Source organism: Variovorax sp. 01N425 (assembly GCF_056399465.1).
Window position 1 is genome coordinate 200,313 of record NZ_JBFTRJ010000011.1, and the last position, 17,923, is coordinate 218,235.

Genomic DNA, 17,923 nt, shown 5'->3' on the forward strand with positions numbered 1-17,923 from the left:
CAACACTCCTTTTGAAAGAACACGATGACCTTCCAAGCACTGCTCGCCAGCAAGACAGGCGACAAGATCACCACCCGCGTGGTCTCGTTGAGCGAACAAGACCTCATGCCCGGGGACGTCGTGGTCGACGTCGACTACTCCAACGTCAACTACAAGGACGCAATGGCCATCACCGGCCGCGCGGAGGTCATCCGCCAGTTCCCGTTGATTCCCGGCATCGACTTTGCCGGCACGGTCAGGACTTCTTCCTACCCTGGCATCGCTGCTGGCGACCGCGTCGTCGCCAATGGCTGGGGCTTGAGCCAAACCCACCACGGTGGCTATGCGCAGCAGGCGCGCGTGAAGGGCGAATGGCTGGTCAAGCTTCCGGCAGCCTTGTCCACCAAGGACGCGATGGCCATCGGAACGGCGGGGTACACGGCGATGCTCTCCGTGCTGGCGCTCGAGCACGGCGGGCTCACGCCCCAGCATGGCGACGTTCTCGTGACGGGCGCCAATGGCGGCGTCGGTTCCATCGCCATTGCCCTCTTGTCCGGTCTCGGCTACCAGGTCGTTGCCTCCACAGGGCGACTGGAGGAAGGCGGCTATCTGCGCAAGCTGGGGGCCGCCGAGATCATCGATCGCCGGACGCTGTCGGAGCCGGGGGCGCCGATCGCCCGCGAAAGATGGGCCGGTGCCGTCGACTCGGTCGGCAGCCACACACTGGCCAACGTGCTGGCGCAGACAAAGTATCGAGGCGTGGTCACCGCTTGCGGCCTGGCCCAGGGCACCGATCTTCCGGCCTCGGTGCTGCCATTCATCCTGCGCAATGTGACGCTGGCCGGCATCGATTCGGTCAATGCGCCCCAACAGGTGCGCATCGAGGCTTGGTCGCGGCTGGCGCGGGACCTGGATCTGGACAAGCTCGCGCAAGCGACGCATGTGGTCGGCCTTGCCGAGGTGCCTGCAGCCGTCGAGCGATTGTTCGCAGGAAAAGTCCAGGGCCGTACGGTTGTCGACGTCAACGCATGAGTGCGCTGGATCAAGGAAAAACATGAGCGATCTGAATACTCACAAAGCTGCTCACGCCGGCAGGCGCGCGTTGGTGACCGGCGCATCCAGCGGCATCGGCGCGGCCATCGCGCGTGAGCTCGCGGCGCTGGGCGTCGATCTCGTGCTGACGGCGCGGCGCCGCGACGCACTCGAGGCGGTCGCCGCGACCTGCAAGGGCGTCAAGGTCGAGATCATCACCGGGGACCTCGGCAAGCCCGATGCCGCGCGTGCGCTGTGGGACGAGGCGATCGCCGGCGGCCCGATCGACATCCTGATCAACAACGCCGGGTTCGGCTACTTCCGCCGCTTCGACGAGGTCGACTGGGCGCGCGACGCGGAGCTCGTGCAGCTCAACATGACCTCGCTCGTCGCGCTCGCGCGCTGCTTCGTCGACGCGCGCAAGGCAAGCACCGGACCTGCGCACATGGTGAACATCGCGTCGACGGGCGCGTACCAGTCGGTGCCGAACATGGCGCTGTACGCCGCGTCGAAGGCGTTCGTGCGCAACTTCAGCGAGGGCCTGCATGACGAGCACCGCGGCACGCCGCTGACGGTGACCTGCGTCTGCCCTGGCGGCACCGAAACGGCCTTCCACGCCGCGTCGGGCGGGGGCGACTACTCGTGGATCGCGAACGCCTCGACGAAAAGCGCTGAGTTCGTGGCGCGCGCCGCCATCCGCGCGATGCTGCGCGGCAAGCGCACCGTGGTGCCCGGCCTGTTCAACAAGCTGTCGTGCCTCAGCGTGCGATTCGTGACGCGGCGGTTCGCATCGCGGGTGGCCACTCAGGTGCTCGGCAAGCCGCGGCTCGCGCTGCCGGCCCGAAGAGAGGCCTGAGAAGCGACGAGGCAATTCCGCCTTCTCGCCGGCGCTTCGGCCTCGTGCAGGTACGCCGTGAAGCCATCCTTGGCCGGCGGCACGGAATGGAGCAGCATCACTGCGCTGACCTGTCCGCGATGGCCCGCGCCGTGCGTCACGACATGCATGAGCATCTCCTCGCGGGACATGCGCCCCGGTGCGCCGTCGGTGAACGCGAAGTCGATACTTTCGGCCAGCTGGGCGGGGTCGAGCGTCGAGACATGGTCGATGTATTCCAGGTCGCTTCTCCGGATATCGGCGGCCAGGGCTGCGAGCGTCGGCATCTCGCTCAGGTTGGCCGACGGGTATGCGTGGGCTTCTCGCCGCAGGTGGGCGGCGAATATGCGGTCCACCACGTACGTGTGGCTCAACGCCTTGATGGCCAGTGCGGTGACCGGTGAGTGGTCGCCGAGCCCGGCGAGCGCCGTCAGCAGCTGGTCGTCGGCCCAAGCCTTGAAGCTGAAGAGGCGGTGCAATGTGTCGTGCATGTCATGGGTCTCCTGGGATGTTTGCGCGTCTGCCAAGAATATGAGCGATCATTCGCTTTTTCCACTCGCATTGACGGCTGCGGAACATGGCGAAAAAACCGGTCACCAAGCCCAGGAAAATCGCGGTCCAGGAGCGATCGCGCGCGACGGTCGGCAGCCTGATCGAGGCAACTGCTCGCATTCTGGTCAAGGAAGGCTTCGACAAGGCGAGCACCAACCGCGTCGCGGAAGTCGCGGGGGTGAGCATCGGCTCGCTCTATCAATACTTCCCCAGCAAGGAGGCACTCGTCGCCGCCGTGATCGAGCGCCACCAGCAGCAGATCATGCAAATGGTCCGCAGCGAACTGGCGCAGGTCAGGGCCCAGCCGCTGGACCAGGCGATACGCCGGTTCGTCGCGGTCGCGGTTGCAGCGCATCGGCTCGATCCCCAGCTGCACCGCGTGCTTGCAGAGCAGATCCCGCGCGTGGGAAGGCTCGAGAAGCTGGAGACTTTCAGCCGCGAAAACTTCAGCCTGTTCAGGGCCTACCTCGAGACGGCGCGGGACGAGCTGGCCGTCGACGACCTGGAGCTCGCATCGTTCGTCTGCGTCACCACGATCGAGGCATTGACGCACAACGCGGTGCTGCACCATGGCAAGGTGCTGACCGGCGATCGAATGGATGCGCTCATCGACGAGGGCGCACGCCTCGTGACCGGCTATCTCAAAGGCTAGCCCGAGGGTTCAGCGGCGCTGCATCGGGCAAGGCTGCCGACTTCTATCCATTCAGCACCAGAGACCCCTGCGGATATTGCTCGCACATGAAGTCGACGAACGCGCGGACCTTCGGCGCGGGAAGCCGCCTCGATGTGTGCAGGACCCACAGCGCGACCTCCACGCCCGAAACCATGCCCCACTGAACAAGTTCTCCGCGCGTGAGCTGGTTCCACGCGATGGACTGCGGGATCAGCGCGGCGCCGGCGCCGGCCACCGCGGCGTCGCGGATCATCAGGAACGATGAAAGCCTGAGCCTCGGGACCGGCTCCACGACAAGGCGTCCGTCATCGAGCGTCCAGTTGCCGCCCTGAAAGGTTGTTGCAACAACGCCGGGAACAGCGCTGACCTTGCCCTTGCCTCGCTTGGGCATGGGCACCGAGGGCGCGGCCACGACCACCAGCCGGTCCTTGGCGAAGCACCGGCCCACGAGGCTGCTGTCGGGGCTGGGATTGATCCGGATCGCGGCGTCGAACTGCTCCTCGACGAGGTCGACCAGGCGATCGTCCGCCACCACCTCGCAGCTGACCTCGGGATAAGCCGCGCAGAACTCGGCGCCGATGCGGCCCATCGCCAGCTGCGAGAACAGCACCGGCGAGGCGATGCGCAAGCGCCCGCGCGGCACCGACAGGCCCTCGCGCGCGGAGGTCATGGCGTCGGCCACTTCGTGCATCGGCCCTTCGGTGCGGTCCATCAGCATCTGGCCCGCCTCCGTGAGCTTGAGCCCGCGGGCGCTGCGCTCGATGAGCCGCACACCGAGCTGCTCTTCCAGGTCCGCGATGCGCCGGGACAGGGTCGCCTTCGATCTTCCGCTCGCGCGGCTTGCCTTTCCGAGGCCGCCATTCGCTGCGACGAGCGCGAAGTCGGTCAATGCGTTCAGGTCCATGTGTTCCGGATTTGAGACGAGGTGTTTTCATTTTCGGGTCTTCGTTTTGCGAATGCAACGGCCTATCTTCTCCCCATCGCAACTTCGAGATGAGGAAATTGAAATGACCACCAACACCACTACGCAACGCGCCGTGCTGATCAGGGCCTATGGCGGCGCGGCCGCCGCCGAGGTCGCCGAGATCGCGCGCCCCGCAGCCGGGCCGGGCCAGGTCATGGTCCGCGTTCGGGCCGCCGGCGTGAACGGCATCGACTGGAAGGTCCGCGAGGGCTTCGTCCGGGAAGCCTTCCCGCTGCAGCTGCCCGCCGTGCTGGGCATCGAGCTTGCGGGCACCGTCGAGGCACTCGGCCCCGGCGCTTCGCGCTTTCGCGTGGGCGATCGCGTCATGGGGCCGCTGGGCGGGCTCGGTGCCTATGCCGATGTCGTGGCCGTAGCCGAGGCGAACCTGGTGCGCACGCCCCAAGGCCTGGACGAGGTTCATGCGGCCGGCGTTCCGGTGGCGGCCGTGGCCGCCTGGCAAAGCCTGCACCACGCGGGTCCGATCACCGCAGGCCAGCGGATCCTGATCCACGGCGCCGCGGGTGGACTGGGCGGCTATGCCGTGCAGTACGCCAAGCGGGCGGGTGCCGAAGTGTTCGCGACGGCATCGACCGCGCACCTCGAATACGTGCGCAGCCTGGGCGCGGACCACGTCATCGACTACCGCACCGAACATTTCGAGTCGGTCGCGCAGGACATCGACCTGGTGCTCGACTACGTCGGCGGCGAAGTGCTCGATCGCTCGTGGCAGGTGCTGTCGAAGGACGGCGTGATCGTCGGCACGTCCTCGCCCGACATCCTGGCCCGCACGCCGTCCGGCCGACGCGGACTGTGGTTCATGAACAAGCCGGACACCGCCCTGCTGGAACGGCTGGTGGCAGAGATCGCCGAAGGCACGCTGATCTCCAAGCTCGGCGAAACCGTGGGCTTCGGCGACATCCCCGCGGCCATCGAACGCAATCGCACCGACCCGCGCATCGGCAAGGTGGTCGCGGACTTCTCGCGCTGATCGATCTTTTTTTATCCCTCTTCAACTTCCCAGGAGATTTTCATGAGCATTCTCGTCACTGGTGCCACCGGCACCATCGGTTCCCTCGTCGTCCAAGGCCTGGCCGCTGCCGGCGCCAGCGTCAGCGCGTTCGTTCGCACGTCCGGAAAGCAAGCCTTCCCGGCGGGCGTCAAGGAGGTCGTCGGCGACCTGACCGACGTGCCCTCGCTGCGCGCGGCGTTGTCCTCAGTGCGCACGCTGTTTTTGCTGAACGCCGTCACGCCCGACGAAGTGACCCAAGCCCTCGTCGCGCTGAACCTGGCGCGCGAGGCCGGCATCGAGCGCATCGTCTACCTGTCGGTCATCCATGCGGACAAGTTCACCGACGTGCCGCACTTCACCGGCAAGCACACGGTCGAGCGAATGATCGAGAGCCTCGAGATTCCGGCGACCATCCTTCGGCCCGCGTACTTCATGCAGAACGAGCGCATGGTGCAGCAGGTGATCCAGGGCCACGGCGTCTACCCGATGCCGATCGGCTCCACGGGCGTCGCGATGATCGACGCGCGGGACATCGCGGACACCGCCATTGCCGAATTGCTGCGCCGCGACCGCGCACCAGCGCCACTGCCGCGCGTGACGCTGGAGCTGGTCGGCCCCGAGCTGCTGACCGGCGCCTCGGTGGCCAAGGCCTGGAGTGCCGCACTCGGCCGCGAAGTGGCTTACGGCGGCGATGACGTGGCCGCCTTCGAAGGCCAGATGGCCGCGCTGGGCCCGTCCTGGCTGGCCTACGACATGCGCCTGATGATGGCCGGGATCCAGAAGTTCGGCATGCACGGTGAGGAGGGCGCAGCGGATCGCCTGCAGGCCATGCTCGGCCGTCCGCTGCGCAGCTACGCGGACTTCGTCAAGGAGGCGGTTGCCGCGTCGTAGGCGGCGCATCTCGCGGCAGGTTGCGCTTGTGGCAGAGCCAGACATATGCAACCATCGCGCCGCCGTGCGGCGAGGCGACAAAGCGCATCGCCATCACTCGTCGGGCGTCACACCAACAAAGGGGGCCGCGTGGATCAAGGTGTTCAAAAGAAGTCATTCGTACTATCGCGCGGATTGCACGCGGCTCCTTCGGTTCTCCTGATGGCGGCGGCGATGCTGGTTGCTGCTTGTGGTGGTGGTGGTGGCGGTGGGAGTGGCGGCGCGGTTCTTCCCATCGCCGGCATTCCACCTGCAAATGGCGGCGTGACCCCTCCGGACAATGGCAACTCCGACGGCTATCCGCATGCGTTGGAGTCCATCGGCACAGTGCGCCAGATCTACGACGGCGCACTCTCCCCTGAACTGGCGGTCAATACCTACCGCAACATCGACCGCTTGTTTCCCACGCGCACTGTCGAGCCCGGCGGCACGCCGTCTGCGTTGCCCGCTGCGGCCGCGCGGCTCACACAGGTGAACTTCACGGTGAGTGCTGCGAGATACAGCCTCGCCGACTTCATGTCGGTGAATCGTGTTGCCGGTCTGCTCATCCTGAAGGACGGCAAGATCGTCCATGAGACCTATCAGTACGGCAACACGCAACGCACGCGCTGGATGTCGATGTCGGTGGCCAAGTCGATCACCTCGACGCTGATCGGCGCGGCCGTGAAGGACGGCTACATTGCCAGCATCGATGACCAGGTCACCAAGTACGTGCGCCGGCTGGTGGGCAGCGCCTACGATGGTGCGACGGTCCGCAATGTGATGATGATGGCTTCGGGCGCGCAGTGGAATGAGACCTACACCAACCCGAACTCCGATCGGCGCCAATTGCTCGAGGCGCAGATCAGCCAGAAGCCGGGCTCGGCCATGGATCTCATGAGCAAGCTGCCGCGCGCGGCGGCACCGGGCTCCGTCTACAACTACAGCACCGGCGAAACACAGGTGGCCGGCGAGATCGTCTACAACGCGGTCAAGAAACCCCTGGCGCAATATCTCTCCGAGAAGATCTGGTCGAAGGCCGGGATGGAGGCGCAGGCCAACTGGTGGCTCGACTCACCCAACGGCGTGGAGATCGGCGGCAGCGGCATCAGCGCCACCTTGCGCGACTACGGACGCTTCGGCCTGTTCGTGATGAACGATGGTGTGGCTGCCGGCCAGCAGGTGGTGCCGGTCGGATGGGTCACGGACGCGGGCACGCCCAAGGTGCTGACAAGTGGCAACTCGATCAACTACGGCTACCTGTGGTGGATACCGCCGAGCGGCCCCTCGGCCGCAGACGGCGCCTTCTACGCGAACGGCATCATGGGCCAGCAGATCTACGTCAACCGCAAGGAAAAGGTGGTCATCGTCGTCTGGGGCGCGCAGACCGACCCCGCGGGAAACGGCACCTTGCCGGTGGTGCCGTTCTTTGATGCCGTGGTGGCGGCGCTCAAGTAGGCGGTGCGAATGTTCAGGCCAGCTGCAGCGCCCGCTCAGATCACGCCCTCGCGCTGCAGCCGGTCCAGCGCATCGCTGCCAAGGCCTAGCGCACCGTAGACCTCCGCGTTGTGTTCGCCGGCCGCCGGCCCGGTGCGCGGCGGCGCGGGCTTGAAGCCGGAGAAGCGCGGCACGATCGCGGGCGCGGGCAGCGACCCGAGGTCCGGATCGGGCAAGCGGATGATGGCTTCGCGCGCAATGAAGTGCGGATCGGCCATCACGTCGTCCACCGCATAGACCTTGCTGTGGGGAACGCCGCCGCGGGTCAGGGCCTCGGACAGCGCTGCCAGCGTCTGGCACTCGCACCAGCCGGCGACGATCGCATCGATCTCGTCGATGTTTTGCACCCGGTCCGGCGTGGTCGCAAAGCGCGGGTCGTGCGCCAGCGCCGGCTGGCCCATGGCCTGGCAGATGCGCTTGAAGATCGGGTCGGACGATCCCACGATCGTGACCCAGTGGCCGTCGGCCGTGCGGTACATGTTGGAGGGTGCCGTGTAGGTGGCCCGGCTGCCCGAGCGGCTGCGCGCCTGCCCCAGCACCTCGTGCTCGACCGGCAGCGCTTCGAGCAGCCGGAACATGGCCTCGGTCGCCGCGAGGTCGATCTCCCGGCCCGGTGCGTCGGGATGGCGATGGCGTTCCGCGATCGCGGTGGAGATGGCGAAGGCGCCGAACAGGCCCGCGATGACGTCGCCGAGCGGATAGTTCATGTGCTGCGGACTGCGGCCGCTTTCGCCGGTCAGGTGGGCGAAGCCGCTCATCGCCTCGAAGATGCGCGCGAAGCCCGGACGCTGCGCATACGGGCCGGTCTGGCCGAAGCCGGTGACGCGCAGGATGACGAGCCTGGGGTTGACCGACCACAGCGTGGGCGCGTCGAGCCCCCACTTGTCGAGCGTGCCGGTGCGGAAGTTCTCGACCAGCACATCGAAGGACGCGATCAGCCGCAGGAACAGCGCACGGCCCTCCGGCTTGCGCACGTCGAGCGACACGCCCTTCTTGCCGCGGTTCGAGACCTTCCAGAACAGCGCATGGTCCGGCGTGGTGGGCGAGAGCGAGCGCAGCGGGTCGTTGCCTTCGGGCAGCTCCAGCTTGACGACCTCGGCGCCCATGTCGGCGCACAGCGAGGCCGAGAAGGGCGCCGCGATCACGGTGGCCATGTCGAGGATCCGGATGCCGGCGAGCGGCCCCTGCGGCGTGGCGGGCGGTGGCGTGGGCTCGGCGGCGGCGGCGGTGTGTTTGAAAGCGTCGGATGGCATGCATCGGAGTCTGTTGGCGCGCTCCATTTGCCGCAACCCATGTTTCGACATCCTGAACGCGGTGCCGGCGCGCGCTATCGCAGGCCCAGCGAAAGCTCGATGCTGTGCGCCAGCGTGAGCAGCCGCGGCGCGGCCTCCCGGCGCATCTGCGCGAAGCTGCCGCGCCGGGTTGCCACGGCGCAGTTCAGCACGAACTGCATGCCGTCCACCAGGCCGTGCAGCGGCACGGCAAAGCCATGCCGGTTCGGCTGCCAGTCGGCACGGGCGCTGCAGAAGCCGTCGCGCGCCAGTTCTTCACGCGCCAGCTCGGCCGCCGCGGCATGGCGCTCGAACTCGGCCGGCGCGGCGACGCGGATCTGGTTCAGCACCGACAGCCGCTCTTCGGGCGCGGCGCGCGCGAGCCAGGCGCGTCCGATGGCCGTGGCCAGCATGGGAAGCGGCGCGCCGATGTCGGGCGTCAGCACGAAGTCTTCGCTGCTGCGCGCAGTCTCCACGTACACCATGTGGATGCGGTGGCGCAGCCCGAGCGAGACGGCGCCTTCGATCTCGCGCGCCAGCGTTTCCATCATCGGCCGCGCGACCGGACGGATGCGCATGCTGGCCAGCAGCGGATGGCCGAGGCCGAGCACAGCCGCGCCCAGCCGGTACCTGGCGCTGGCCGGGTCGCGCCGCAGGTAGCCGAGCAGCGCGAGCGTGTGCGTCAGGCGCGCGACCGTGGGTTTCGAAAGGCCGGTGCGCTGCGCAAAGTCCTTGTTCGCGAGGCTCGATTCGCCGGGATGAAAGCACAGCAGCAGGTCGATGCCGCTCGCGAGCGTGGTGGCGAACTGGCGGTCCTTGGTGTCCGCATCTTTCATGGCGCGGCATCCAGGTCGGCTTCCACGCTGCGCGCGAGCGCGACGAGGCGTGGGCCCACGCCTTGCTCGAGCTGGCGCGGGCCGAGCCGCGAGGTGAGCACGCCGCAATTGAGCACCAGCGTCTCGCCGTCCTGGGGAATGCGGATCGGCACGCCGACCGCCTGCACGTCGCTGCGCCAGGCGCCGCGCGACACGCAGAAGCCCTTGCGCTTGAGGTCGGCCTGCGCCCGAACAAGGTCGGCTTCGTACAGCCGCACCTGGCCCGGTTCCGATGCCTCGATCTGCGCCAGCACCGCGTCGCGCAACTGCTGCGGCGCGTGCGCGAGCCAGCCGCGCCCCATGGCTGTCGGCAGCATCGGCACGGCCGCGCCGATGTCGGGCCGCCATGCGCTGAGGTCGTGGCCGCGGCAGGTTTCGATGTAGACCATCCGCGTGCGGTCGCGCATGCCCAGCGAGACCGAGCCGCCCACCTCGTCGGCCAGCTGTTTCATGCGTCCGCGCGCGACTTGCCGGATGCGCAGGCTCGCCATCAGCGGATAGCCGATCGTGAGCGCCGTGGAGCCCAGGCGATAGCGCCGCAGGTGCGCATCGAAGACCACCAGGCCGCGCGCCGCCAGCGTGTAGGTCAGCCGCGAGATCGTCGCCTTCGACAGCCCGGTGCGCTCCGACAGTTCCTTGTTGCCGAGCGCGGGCTCGCCGACGGTGAAGCAGTGCAGCACCTGCAGGCCGTGCTGCAGCGTGGTTGCGAAGTCGGGGTCGGGGTGGCGTGCGGCAGGCATGGGGGGCTCGTGTGGCGCGGTGAATGCTACGTCCGGCAGCGCGTGCTGGCGAGCGGCGGCATTCAAGATAGAGAAACATCGTTTTCCATATGTCATGCCGCTGCGTAGTCTCCGGGCCCTGGCAAAGAATCAACCGGAGACTCCCCATGCGCAAGATGTTCATGCTCGCTGCCGCCTGCCTGCTGGCCGCGGCTTCCGCGGTGCACGCCGACCCGGCCGCCTATCCGGCCAAGCCGGTCCGCCTCATCGTGCCCTTTGCACCGGGCGGCTCCACCGACGTGCTGGCGCGGCTGCTGGCCGCGGCCCTCGTGCCCGAGCTGGGGCAGCCCGTCATCGTCGAGAACAAGGCCGGCGCCGGCGGCAACATCGGCGGCGACTACGTCGCCAAGTCGGCGCCCGACGGCTACACGCTGCTGATTGCGGCGGCCGGCCCCACGGTGATCAACCCGAGCCTCTACACAAAGATGCCCTACGACCCGGCCAAGGACCTGCGGCCGGTGACGCTGCTGATCCAGGAGCCCAACCTGATGGCGATCAACCCCAAGATCCCCGCGAAGACGGTGCCCGAGTTCATCGCCTACGCCAAGTCCAGGCCGAAGGAGGTCAGCTTCGGCTCGGCGGGCAACGGCAGCCCGTCCCACCTGGCCGGCGAATGGTTCAACCAGCTCACCGGCACCACGATGGTCCACGTTCCGTACAAGGGCACGGGCCCTGCGATGAACGATCTGCTGGCCGGCCAGATCGCGATGATGATCGACAACATGCCCGCGCTGTGGCCGCACGTGCAGTCGGGCAGGCTCAGGGCGCTGGCGGTGTCCACAGACAAGCGGGCCACGGCCGCACCCGAGGTGCCGACCGTCGCCGAGTCCGTCAAGGGCTTCAGCTTTGGTGCATGGAAGGGCCTGATGGTGCCCGCAGCAACGCCCACGGCCATCGTCGAGCGCCTGCACGCCGCCACCACCAAGGCGCTGGAAAAGCCCGAGCTTCGCCAACGGCTGCTGGCCCTGGGCGCGGAGCCGGTCGGCAACACCCCGGCGCAGTTTGCCGAGCTCATCAAGGCCGACACGGCCTCGTGGGCCGCGCTGGTCAAGTCCACCGGAACCAAGCTGGACTGAGGTCCGCGCGCATCCACCCCCTGAAGCAAGGAGCAACACATCATGCAGCGTGATCCCCAAGCGTTCGAGCAATTCCTGGGCAGCCTGCGCAGCTACGTGCGCGAGCGGCTGGTGCCGAACGAGGCGCGCGTGGCCGATGCCGACGAAGTGCCCGCCGACCTGGTGGCCGACATGGCGGCGCAGGGCCTGTTCGGCTATTCGATCCCCGAGGCCTATGGCGGCGCGGGCATGACGACCGAGGAGCTGGTGCTGGCGGCAATGGAGCTGTCGCAGTGTTCGGTGGCCTTTCGGGCCCGTGTCGGCACCAACACCGGCATCGGCTCCGAAGCGCTGGTGGCCGACGGCACCGAGGCGCAGAAGCGGCGCTACCTTCCGCGGCTGGCCAGCGGCGAGCTGACCGGCGCGTTCGCGCTGACAGAACCCGAGGCCGGCTCGGACGCCGTGTCGCTGCGCACCTCGGCGCGGCGCGAGGGCGACCACTACGTGCTCAACGGCACCAAGTGCTTCATCACCAACGCGCCGATCGCCGGCCTTTTCACGGTGATGGCGCGCACCGATCCCAACGACCTGTCGGCGCGCGGCGTCACGGCCTTCCTGGTCGAGCGCGGCATGCCCGGGCTCAGCACCGGGCCGGCCTACAGGAAGATGGGGCAGGCGGGCTCGCCCGTGTCCGAGGTGCACATGAACGACTGCATCGTGCCGGCGGAGAACGTCATCGGCGGGCGCGAAGGGCAGGGCTTCAAGACGGCGATGAAGGTGCTGAACAAGCAGCGCATCCACCTTGCGGCCCTGTGCATCGGGCCGGCGATCCGCATGCTGCAGGACGCCGTGGCCTTCGTGTCCACGCGCAAGCAGTTCGGCCAGGCGCTCTCGGGCTTCCAGCTGATCCAGGCGCTGATCGCCGACAGCCAGACCGAGATCCATGCAGCCCGCGCGCTGGTGCTGGACACCGCGCGCAAGCGCGACGAAGGCATCGACGTGACGATGGAGGCGTCGATCTGCAAGTACTTCGCGTCCGAGATGTGCGGCCGCGTGGCCGACCGCAGCGTGCAGATGCTGGGCGGCTACGGCTACATTGCCGACCACGGCATGGAGCGCTTCTACCGCGACGTGCGGCTGTTCCGGCTGTACGAAGGCACGAGCCAGATCCACCAGCTCAACATCGCCAGGCGCACGCTGGCCAAGGTCGGCTACGGCGGTGAAGGCGCCTCCTGATGTTCGGCTACAGCGACCGCCTTCCGGCGCTGCGCGAGGCGGTCCGGCGCTTCGTCGAGGAAGAAGCCATTCCGCGCGAACACCCGGCGCTGGCCCACGACCTGGATGCGCTCGAAGCCGCGGTGCGTTCGCTGCGCGCCAAGGCCATGGAGGCCGGCATCTACGCACCGCAGCTGCCGGTGGCGTGGGGCGGCCTGGGCCTGTCCTGGCGCGATCGCTCGGTGGTGCTCGAAGAGGCCGGCCGGAGCTTCCTTGCGCCATTGGCCATGAACTGCGCGCCGCCGGACCAGCCCAACATGATCAACCTGCTGGCCGACGGAAGGCCGGCGCAGCAGCAGCGCTATCTGGTGCCGCTCGCGCGCGGCGAGGCCCGCTCGTGCTTTGCGATGACCGAACCCGAGCCCGGCGCCGGGTCCGATCCGTCGATGCTGCAGACCGTGGCCGAGCGCCGCCCCGGCGGCTGGGTCATCAACGGCCGCAAGTGGTTCATCAGCGGCGCGGTCGGTGCCGCGTTCGCGCTGGTGCTGGCGAAGACGGGCGAGGGCGCGACGATCTTCATCGTCGATGCCGGCAACCCCGGCTACCGCGTGGTGCGCAACATCGCGAGCATCGATGGCTTCCAGATCGGCGGGCATGGCGAGATCGAACTGCAGGACTGCTTCGTGGATGACGGCGCGGTGCTGGGCGAGGTGGGCCGGGGCTTCGCCTACGCGCAGGCGCGGCTCGAACCGGCGCGCCTGTCGCACTGCATGCGCTTCATCGGCCGCGCCTCGCGCGCCATGGCGCTGGCGCAGGACTACGCCAACCGGCGCCACTCGTTCGGGCAGCCGCTCGCGCAGCTGCAGCAGGTGCAGGCGATGGTGGCCGACTCGCACATCGACCTGCATGCCGCACGCCTGATGACGTGGCACGCGGCCGCCAAGCTCGATGCCAAGCAAGGCATCAAGCACGAGTCGGCCATGGTCAAGGTGTTCGTGTCGGAAGCCGTGGGGCGCGTGGCGGACCGCGCCGCGCAGATCATGGGCGCGCTCGGCATGTCGGAAGACTCGCCCGTGTCGATGATCCTGCGCGAGATGCGGCCCTTTCGCGTCTACGACGGCGCGTCGGAGGTGCACCGCTCGACGCTGGCGCGGCGCATCCTGAAGGAATCGCTGCGTCCTTGAGGCCGTCACTCGCCGGCGGTCAGCAGGACGGTGCCGTGCGCGAGCACGCGGGTCCGGTCGTCCGATCCTTTCATGCATCCCTGCAGCTCGATGATGCTGCCGCCCTTCGGACGGGCCGCGATCGATGAAACGCTCCACTCGATCAGCACCGTCTCGCTCGCCAGCACCGGCCGCAGCAGATCGACGGAGAAGTTGATGCCCAGGACATTTCCCTTCTTCGCGAAATGCGTGGCGGTCAGCCCCATCAGCAGCGAGGTGGTGTGCGTGCCGCTCGCGATCATTGCGCCGAAGCGCGTGCTTCTTGCGAACGCCGCATCGTGGTGCAGCGGGTTCTCGTCTCCCGCGGCCAGGGCAAATGCCCTGACCTGTTCTTCGTCGAAGGTGTGGGTTCGCGAGAAGCGGTAGCCGGGCTCGACAGGTGCACCGGCAGCGGGCTCGAACTCAACCATGGCGCGCGAGGCCGGTGATGGCCTCCCGGCTTCCGGCCTGCTCGCGCAGGCGGAACTTCTGGATCTTTCCCGTGGCGGTCTTCGGCAAGGGGGTGAAGATCACCCGGCGCGGACACTTGAAATGAGCCAGCCGCTCGCGGCAGAACGAAATGATCTCCTGTTCGGAAGGCGCCGCAACGCCTGCCCTGAGCTCGATGAACACGCACGGCACCTCGCCCCATCTCTCGTCGGGCTGGGCCACAACGGCCGCATGCAGGACGGCCGGGTGCCCATGAACGACATCCTCGACCTCCACCGAAGAGATGTTCTCGCCGCCCGAAATGATCACGTCCTTCGAACGGTCGGTGATCTGCGCATAGCCGTTGCCATGCAGGACCGCCACGTCGCCGGTGCGGAACCAGCCGTTGGCGAGCGCCTTGCGCGTCGCGGCCTCGTTCTTGAAGTAGCCCATCATCACGGTGTTGCCGCGCAGCATGAGCTCCCCCGCGGTCGTGCCGTCGCGGGGAACCGGCGCCAGCGTGTCCGCATCGCCGACCATGAGGCCCTCGAACATGGCGGCGCGCACGCCCTGGCGCACCCGCAGCTTGCCTTGCTCGGCGGGTGCAAGATCGTCCCAGCCGTCCTGCCACGCGCAACTCACCGGCGTGCCGCAAACCTCCGTGATGCCGAACACATGCTCCACGTCGAAGCCCATCGCGAGCACAGCGTTCAGCACGGCCAGCGGCGGCGGGGAACCCGCGGTCAGTACCCGCACGCTGCGGGACAGCCTGATGTTCTGCGCCGAATCCGAGAGCATGGCCATCACGACCGGCGCTGCGCAGAGATGATCGACCTGGTGCGTGTCGATGGCCTCCAGCACCGCTTCGGCGGACACCCGGCGCAGGCAGACGTGGGTCCCGGCAGCCGCCGTCACAGCCCAGGTGAAGCACCATCCGTTCGCGTGGAACATGGGCAGCGTCCACAGGTACTTCGGCGCCCGCGGTATCGCCCAGTTCGTGATCTGCAGCAGGCTCATCAGGTAGGTGCCGCGGTGGCTGGCGACCACGCCCTTCGGGTCTCCCGTCGTACCCGAGGTGTAGTTCAGCGCAATGGGCTGCCACTCATCGCTCGGCCAGCGGCCGGGGAACGCCGGATCGCCGCTTGCCAGCAGCGATTCATAGTCGGTCTCGCCGATGCGTTCGCCGGGCGGTGCGAGATGGTCTTCGATGTCGATGACCGCGGGAGGGTTGTCCAGCAGCTCCAGGGCGGCGGCAACCGTCGCGGCGAATTCGCGGTCCACCATCAGCAATTTGCACTCGCCGTGGCGCAGGATGAACGCGATGCCTTCAGGGTCCAGCCGATGGTTGATCGCGTTGAGCACGGCACCTGCCAGCGGCACGCCGAAGTGCGACTCCAGCATGGCCGGCGTGTTGGGCGCCAGCACCGACACGGTGTCGCCCCGCTGGACGCCCCTGGCGACCAGCGCCGACGCCAGGCGATGGCAGCGCTCGCGCGTCTGCGCCCAGGTTCGCGTCAAGTCGCCGTGCACCACCGCCACGCGGTTCGGATGCGCCAGCGCGGCGCGCTCGAGAAAGCCGAGCGGTGTCAGCGGCACATGGTTGGCCTCGCAGCGGTCGAGCCCCTTTGCATAGGATTGCGCGCTCATGTCCTTGTCTCCTTCGTGCTGTCGTGGAACGTCGTGAATGCGGAAACCGGCTCCCGCTCGGTGACCAGCGAATTCTCGATGGAGGACTCGTCGGCGTAGCCCAGGCTCATGCCGCAGACGAGCATCTGGCCCGCGGGGATGTCCAGGAATTCGGCGATCTGGCGATGGAACTTCAGGAACGCGGCTTGCGGACAGGTGTGAAGGCCGCGGCCGCGCGCGGCGATCATCACGCTCTGCAGGAACATGCCGCAGTCCAGCAGGCTTCCTTCCTGCAGTGCGCGGTCGATCGTGAAGAACAGGCCCACGGACGCATCGAAGAAGCGGTAGTTGCGCCCATGCTGCAGGTGCATGCGCTGCTTGTCGCCCTTGGCAATGCCAAGCAGACCATAGAGGTCCCAGCCCACCTTGCGGCGCCGCTCCAGGTAGGGGGAGAGCCATTCGCGCGGGTAGTAGTCGTAGGGCTCGAGCAGTTCTCCCGATCTGGCGGGATCGTCGTCGAGCGCCGCGATCGCAGCGGACAGGCCGGCCTTCGCGGGCCCGGTCAGCACGTGCACATGCCAGGGCTGCATGTTCATGCCGGAAGCGCTGTAGCGCGCGGTCGAGAGAATCGCTTCGATCTCTTGCTGTGGCACCGGCCTGGGCAAGTAGGCCCTGATGCTGCGCCGCGTGGCAATCGCCCAGTCGACTGCGCCTTGCAGTGCCTGCGCGTCCAGCGGCGGCGCCATCATTCGGTTCATTGCGGGTTTCCTCGTTGCCGGATTGCCGAAGAGCTTAGTTCCGCAAGGATTCGATGCCCATGCCCGCAGGCCTCGATCTGGCCGGGGCTTCCGGGCATGCGGATGCGGCTTTGGGGGGCGCCGGGCGCCCCGGGCTCATTCCCGTGTGTGCGCAGAGGAGCGGTAGCTTCCGGGGCTCACGCCCGTCCATTTCTTGAAGGCGCGATGAAAGGCGCTGGGCTCCTGGAATCCGGTGCGGGCGGCGACCTCGGCCACCGTCAACGAGGCGCTCGACAGCAGGTCGATCGCGATGTCCCGCCGCAGATCGTCCTTCACGCGCTGGTAGCTCAGCCCCTCCTGCTGCAATCGGCGCTGGAGCGTGGTGCCGGAGACGCAGAGCTCCTGCGCGAGCTTCTCCAGTTCGGGCCACGCATCGGGCATCTGGCTGCGCAACCGGTGCCGCACCTGTGCGCTGGTGCTCGAGTCATTGCGGTACTTGACCAGCAGGTTGGCGGGCGCGGCCCGCAGGAAGGTGTCGACGGTCTGCGGAGATTCCGCGATCTTCAGATCGAGCAGCTCACTGGCGAACGTGATGTGCGTGGTCTGTGCGTTGAACTTCACGTCCTCGCAGAAGCGCGTGCGGTAGTGGCTGTCATCGGCCGGAGGCGGGCAGCGGAACCGCATCTCGCGCAGGGGAATCCGCCGGTGCACGAGCCAGCATGCCAGTCCATGGACGAGGATGAACCAGGTGCCGTAGCCGAACAGCCGGCGCAGCACGCCACCGTCGTGCAGGATCACGCGCGCCTCGTCGGCCGATCGCACCAGCTCCCCGCGAAAGTCGTCCAGGGTGGCGTGAAGAAAGCGGAGGATCCGGCGCAGCGCGTGCTCCAGGTTCTCCGAGCTGACCGCCGCGCGCGTCATGAGCGCATAGCTTCCGCGGCGCAGCCCGTGGCTGTCCAGCCCGAAGAACTCGTCATCCATCAGGTCGGCCAGGGCCACCCACATGCGCGAGTAGGCGGCCGCCGAAATGCGCGCACGCGGCGCGTTCAGCAGATCGCGGTCCAGCCTGGCGATCTCGAGCACGCCGCTGATGTCCATGTTCCTGAGCGCGGCGGCGCGAAGCGCCTCGTGCACGAGCTCGATGGAAACGGTGCCTTTCAGCCCTGCTGATTTCATGCGAACTCTCAAACAACGGGATGGAACACTAGCGGCGGGGCTTCCAGTTCGAAACGGCCTGAAGGAAGG

Annotated in this window: 18 protein-coding genes; 9 read left to right on the forward strand and 9 right to left on the reverse strand. The window is 67.8% G+C overall.

Translation table 11 applies throughout. The features are described 5' to 3' along the window. The first annotated feature begins 24 nt into the window (after nucleotides 1–24). Together acuI and AC1DSC_RS21165 are read left to right on the forward strand one after the other, a co-directional pair. Nucleotides 25–1,011: an acrylyl-CoA reductase (NADPH) gene (gene acuI, locus AC1DSC_RS21160; RefSeq protein WP_015866229.1), complete on the forward strand. Its 987-nt coding sequence runs from the start codon at nucleotides 25–27 to the stop codon at nucleotides 1,009–1,011. Nucleotides 1,012–1,033: 22 nt separating this feature from the next. Then, complete coding sequence (locus tag AC1DSC_RS21165; protein ID WP_015866230.1) at nucleotides 1,034–1,867, forward strand: SDR family NAD(P)-dependent oxidoreductase; 834 nt, start codon at nucleotides 1,034–1,036, stop codon at nucleotides 1,865–1,867. Here the strand turns inward: AC1DSC_RS21165 and AC1DSC_RS21170 are convergent. Continuing rightward, on the reverse strand, nucleotides 1,816–2,376 hold the full coding sequence (locus tag AC1DSC_RS21170; RefSeq protein WP_015866231.1) for a DinB family protein: 561 nt from the start codon (nucleotides 2,374–2,376) through the stop codon (nucleotides 1,816–1,818). The two genes, AC1DSC_RS21165 and AC1DSC_RS21170, sit on opposite strands and share 52 nt — an antisense overlap. An 86-nt stretch (nucleotides 2,377–2,462) precedes the next feature. Between AC1DSC_RS21170 and AC1DSC_RS21175 the strand changes: the two genes are divergently transcribed. Further along, nucleotides 2,463–3,089: a TetR/AcrR family transcriptional regulator gene (locus AC1DSC_RS21175; protein WP_015866232.1), complete on the forward strand. Its 627-nt coding sequence runs from the start codon at nucleotides 2,463–2,465 to the stop codon at nucleotides 3,087–3,089. Nucleotides 3,090–3,132: 43 nt separating this feature from the next. Here AC1DSC_RS21175 and AC1DSC_RS21180 read toward each other — a convergent pair whose 3' ends face one another. Next, on the reverse strand, nucleotides 3,133–4,014 hold the full coding sequence (locus AC1DSC_RS21180; protein ID WP_015866233.1) for a LysR family transcriptional regulator: 882 nt from the start codon (nucleotides 4,012–4,014) through the stop codon (nucleotides 3,133–3,135). A gap of 103 nt (nucleotides 4,015–4,117) precedes the next feature. Between AC1DSC_RS21180 and AC1DSC_RS21185 the strand changes: the two genes are divergently transcribed. The 3 genes from AC1DSC_RS21185 to AC1DSC_RS21195 all read left to right on the forward strand — a co-directional run bounded on the left by AC1DSC_RS21185 (nucleotide 4,118) and on the right by AC1DSC_RS21195 (nucleotide 7,450). After that, the gene (locus tag AC1DSC_RS21185; protein WP_015866234.1) at nucleotides 4,118–5,062 is read left to right on the forward strand and encodes an NADP-dependent oxidoreductase; all 945 of its coding nucleotides are present in this window, start codon (nucleotides 4,118–4,120) and stop codon (nucleotides 5,060–5,062) included. Nucleotides 5,063–5,104: 42 nt separating this feature from the next. Beyond that, on the forward strand, nucleotides 5,105–5,974 hold the full coding sequence (locus AC1DSC_RS21190; RefSeq protein WP_015866235.1) for an NmrA/HSCARG family protein: 870 nt from the start codon (nucleotides 5,105–5,107) through the stop codon (nucleotides 5,972–5,974). Between the two features lie 303 nt (nucleotides 5,975–6,277). Continuing rightward, nucleotides 6,278–7,450: a serine hydrolase domain-containing protein gene (locus AC1DSC_RS21195; RefSeq protein ID WP_015866236.1), complete on the forward strand. Its 1,173-nt coding sequence runs from the start codon at nucleotides 6,278–6,280 to the stop codon at nucleotides 7,448–7,450. 35 nt (nucleotides 7,451–7,485) lie between these two features. Here the strand turns inward: AC1DSC_RS21195 and AC1DSC_RS21200 are convergent, their stop codons facing one another. From AC1DSC_RS21200 to AC1DSC_RS21210, 3 genes are all read right to left on the reverse strand, one after another. After that, nucleotides 7,486–8,742, reverse strand: a complete 1,257-nt coding sequence (locus tag AC1DSC_RS21200; protein WP_015866237.1) for a CaiB/BaiF CoA transferase family protein — start codon at nucleotides 8,740–8,742, stop codon at nucleotides 7,486–7,488. Between the two features lie 74 nt (nucleotides 8,743–8,816). Beyond that, a complete protein-coding gene (locus AC1DSC_RS21205) occupies nucleotides 8,817–9,596 on the reverse strand; it encodes an IclR family transcriptional regulator (RefSeq protein WP_015866238.1) in 780 nt (259 codons plus the stop codon). Continuing rightward, nucleotides 9,593–10,375 carry an IclR family transcriptional regulator gene (locus AC1DSC_RS21210; protein WP_015866239.1) on the reverse strand — a complete coding sequence of 261 codons (783 nt, stop codon included), beginning with the start codon at nucleotides 10,373–10,375 and terminating at the stop codon, nucleotides 9,593–9,595. Before AC1DSC_RS21210 ends, AC1DSC_RS21205 begins: the two co-directional genes overlap by 4 nt. A 146-nt stretch (nucleotides 10,376–10,521) precedes the next feature. Between AC1DSC_RS21210 and AC1DSC_RS21215 the strand changes: the two genes are divergently transcribed. The 3 genes from AC1DSC_RS21215 to AC1DSC_RS21225 are packed head-to-tail and all read left to right on the forward strand — an operon-like array spanning nucleotide 10,522 to nucleotide 13,868. Further along, on the forward strand, nucleotides 10,522–11,490 hold the full coding sequence (locus AC1DSC_RS21215) for a Bug family tripartite tricarboxylate transporter substrate binding protein (RefSeq protein ID WP_436288356.1): 969 nt from the start codon (nucleotides 10,522–10,524) through the stop codon (nucleotides 11,488–11,490). Nucleotides 11,491–11,532: 42 nt separating this feature from the next. Next, nucleotides 11,533–12,705: an acyl-CoA dehydrogenase family protein gene (locus AC1DSC_RS21220; protein ID WP_436288355.1), complete on the forward strand. Its 1,173-nt coding sequence runs from the start codon at nucleotides 11,533–11,535 to the stop codon at nucleotides 12,703–12,705. Beyond that, complete coding sequence (locus AC1DSC_RS21225; RefSeq protein WP_436288354.1) at nucleotides 12,705–13,868, forward strand: acyl-CoA dehydrogenase family protein; 1,164 nt, start codon at nucleotides 12,705–12,707, stop codon at nucleotides 13,866–13,868. Before AC1DSC_RS21220 ends, AC1DSC_RS21225 begins: the two co-directional genes overlap by 1 nt. 5 nt (nucleotides 13,869–13,873) lie before the next feature. Here the strand turns inward: AC1DSC_RS21225 and AC1DSC_RS21230 are convergent, their stop codons facing one another. From AC1DSC_RS21230 to AC1DSC_RS21245, 4 genes are all read right to left on the reverse strand, one after another. After that, complete coding sequence (locus tag AC1DSC_RS21230) at nucleotides 13,874–14,317, reverse strand: MaoC family dehydratase (RefSeq protein ID WP_015866243.1); 444 nt, start codon at nucleotides 14,315–14,317, stop codon at nucleotides 13,874–13,876. Then, on the reverse strand, nucleotides 14,310–15,962 hold the full coding sequence (locus tag AC1DSC_RS21235) for an AMP-binding protein (protein WP_436288353.1): 1,653 nt from the start codon (nucleotides 15,960–15,962) through the stop codon (nucleotides 14,310–14,312). The genes AC1DSC_RS21230 and AC1DSC_RS21235 overlap by 8 nt, the downstream gene beginning before the upstream one ends. Further along, nucleotides 15,959–16,699 (reverse strand): nitroreductase, encoded by a 741-nt coding sequence (locus tag AC1DSC_RS21240; RefSeq protein ID WP_436288352.1) that lies wholly within the window; start codon nucleotides 16,697–16,699, stop codon nucleotides 15,959–15,961. Before AC1DSC_RS21240 ends, AC1DSC_RS21235 begins: the two co-directional genes overlap by 4 nt. 135 nt (nucleotides 16,700–16,834) lie before the next feature. Further along, nucleotides 16,835–17,854, reverse strand: a complete 1,020-nt coding sequence (locus tag AC1DSC_RS21245; RefSeq protein WP_015866246.1) for an AraC family transcriptional regulator — start codon at nucleotides 17,852–17,854, stop codon at nucleotides 16,835–16,837. Nucleotides 17,855–17,923 lie beyond the last annotated feature (69 nt).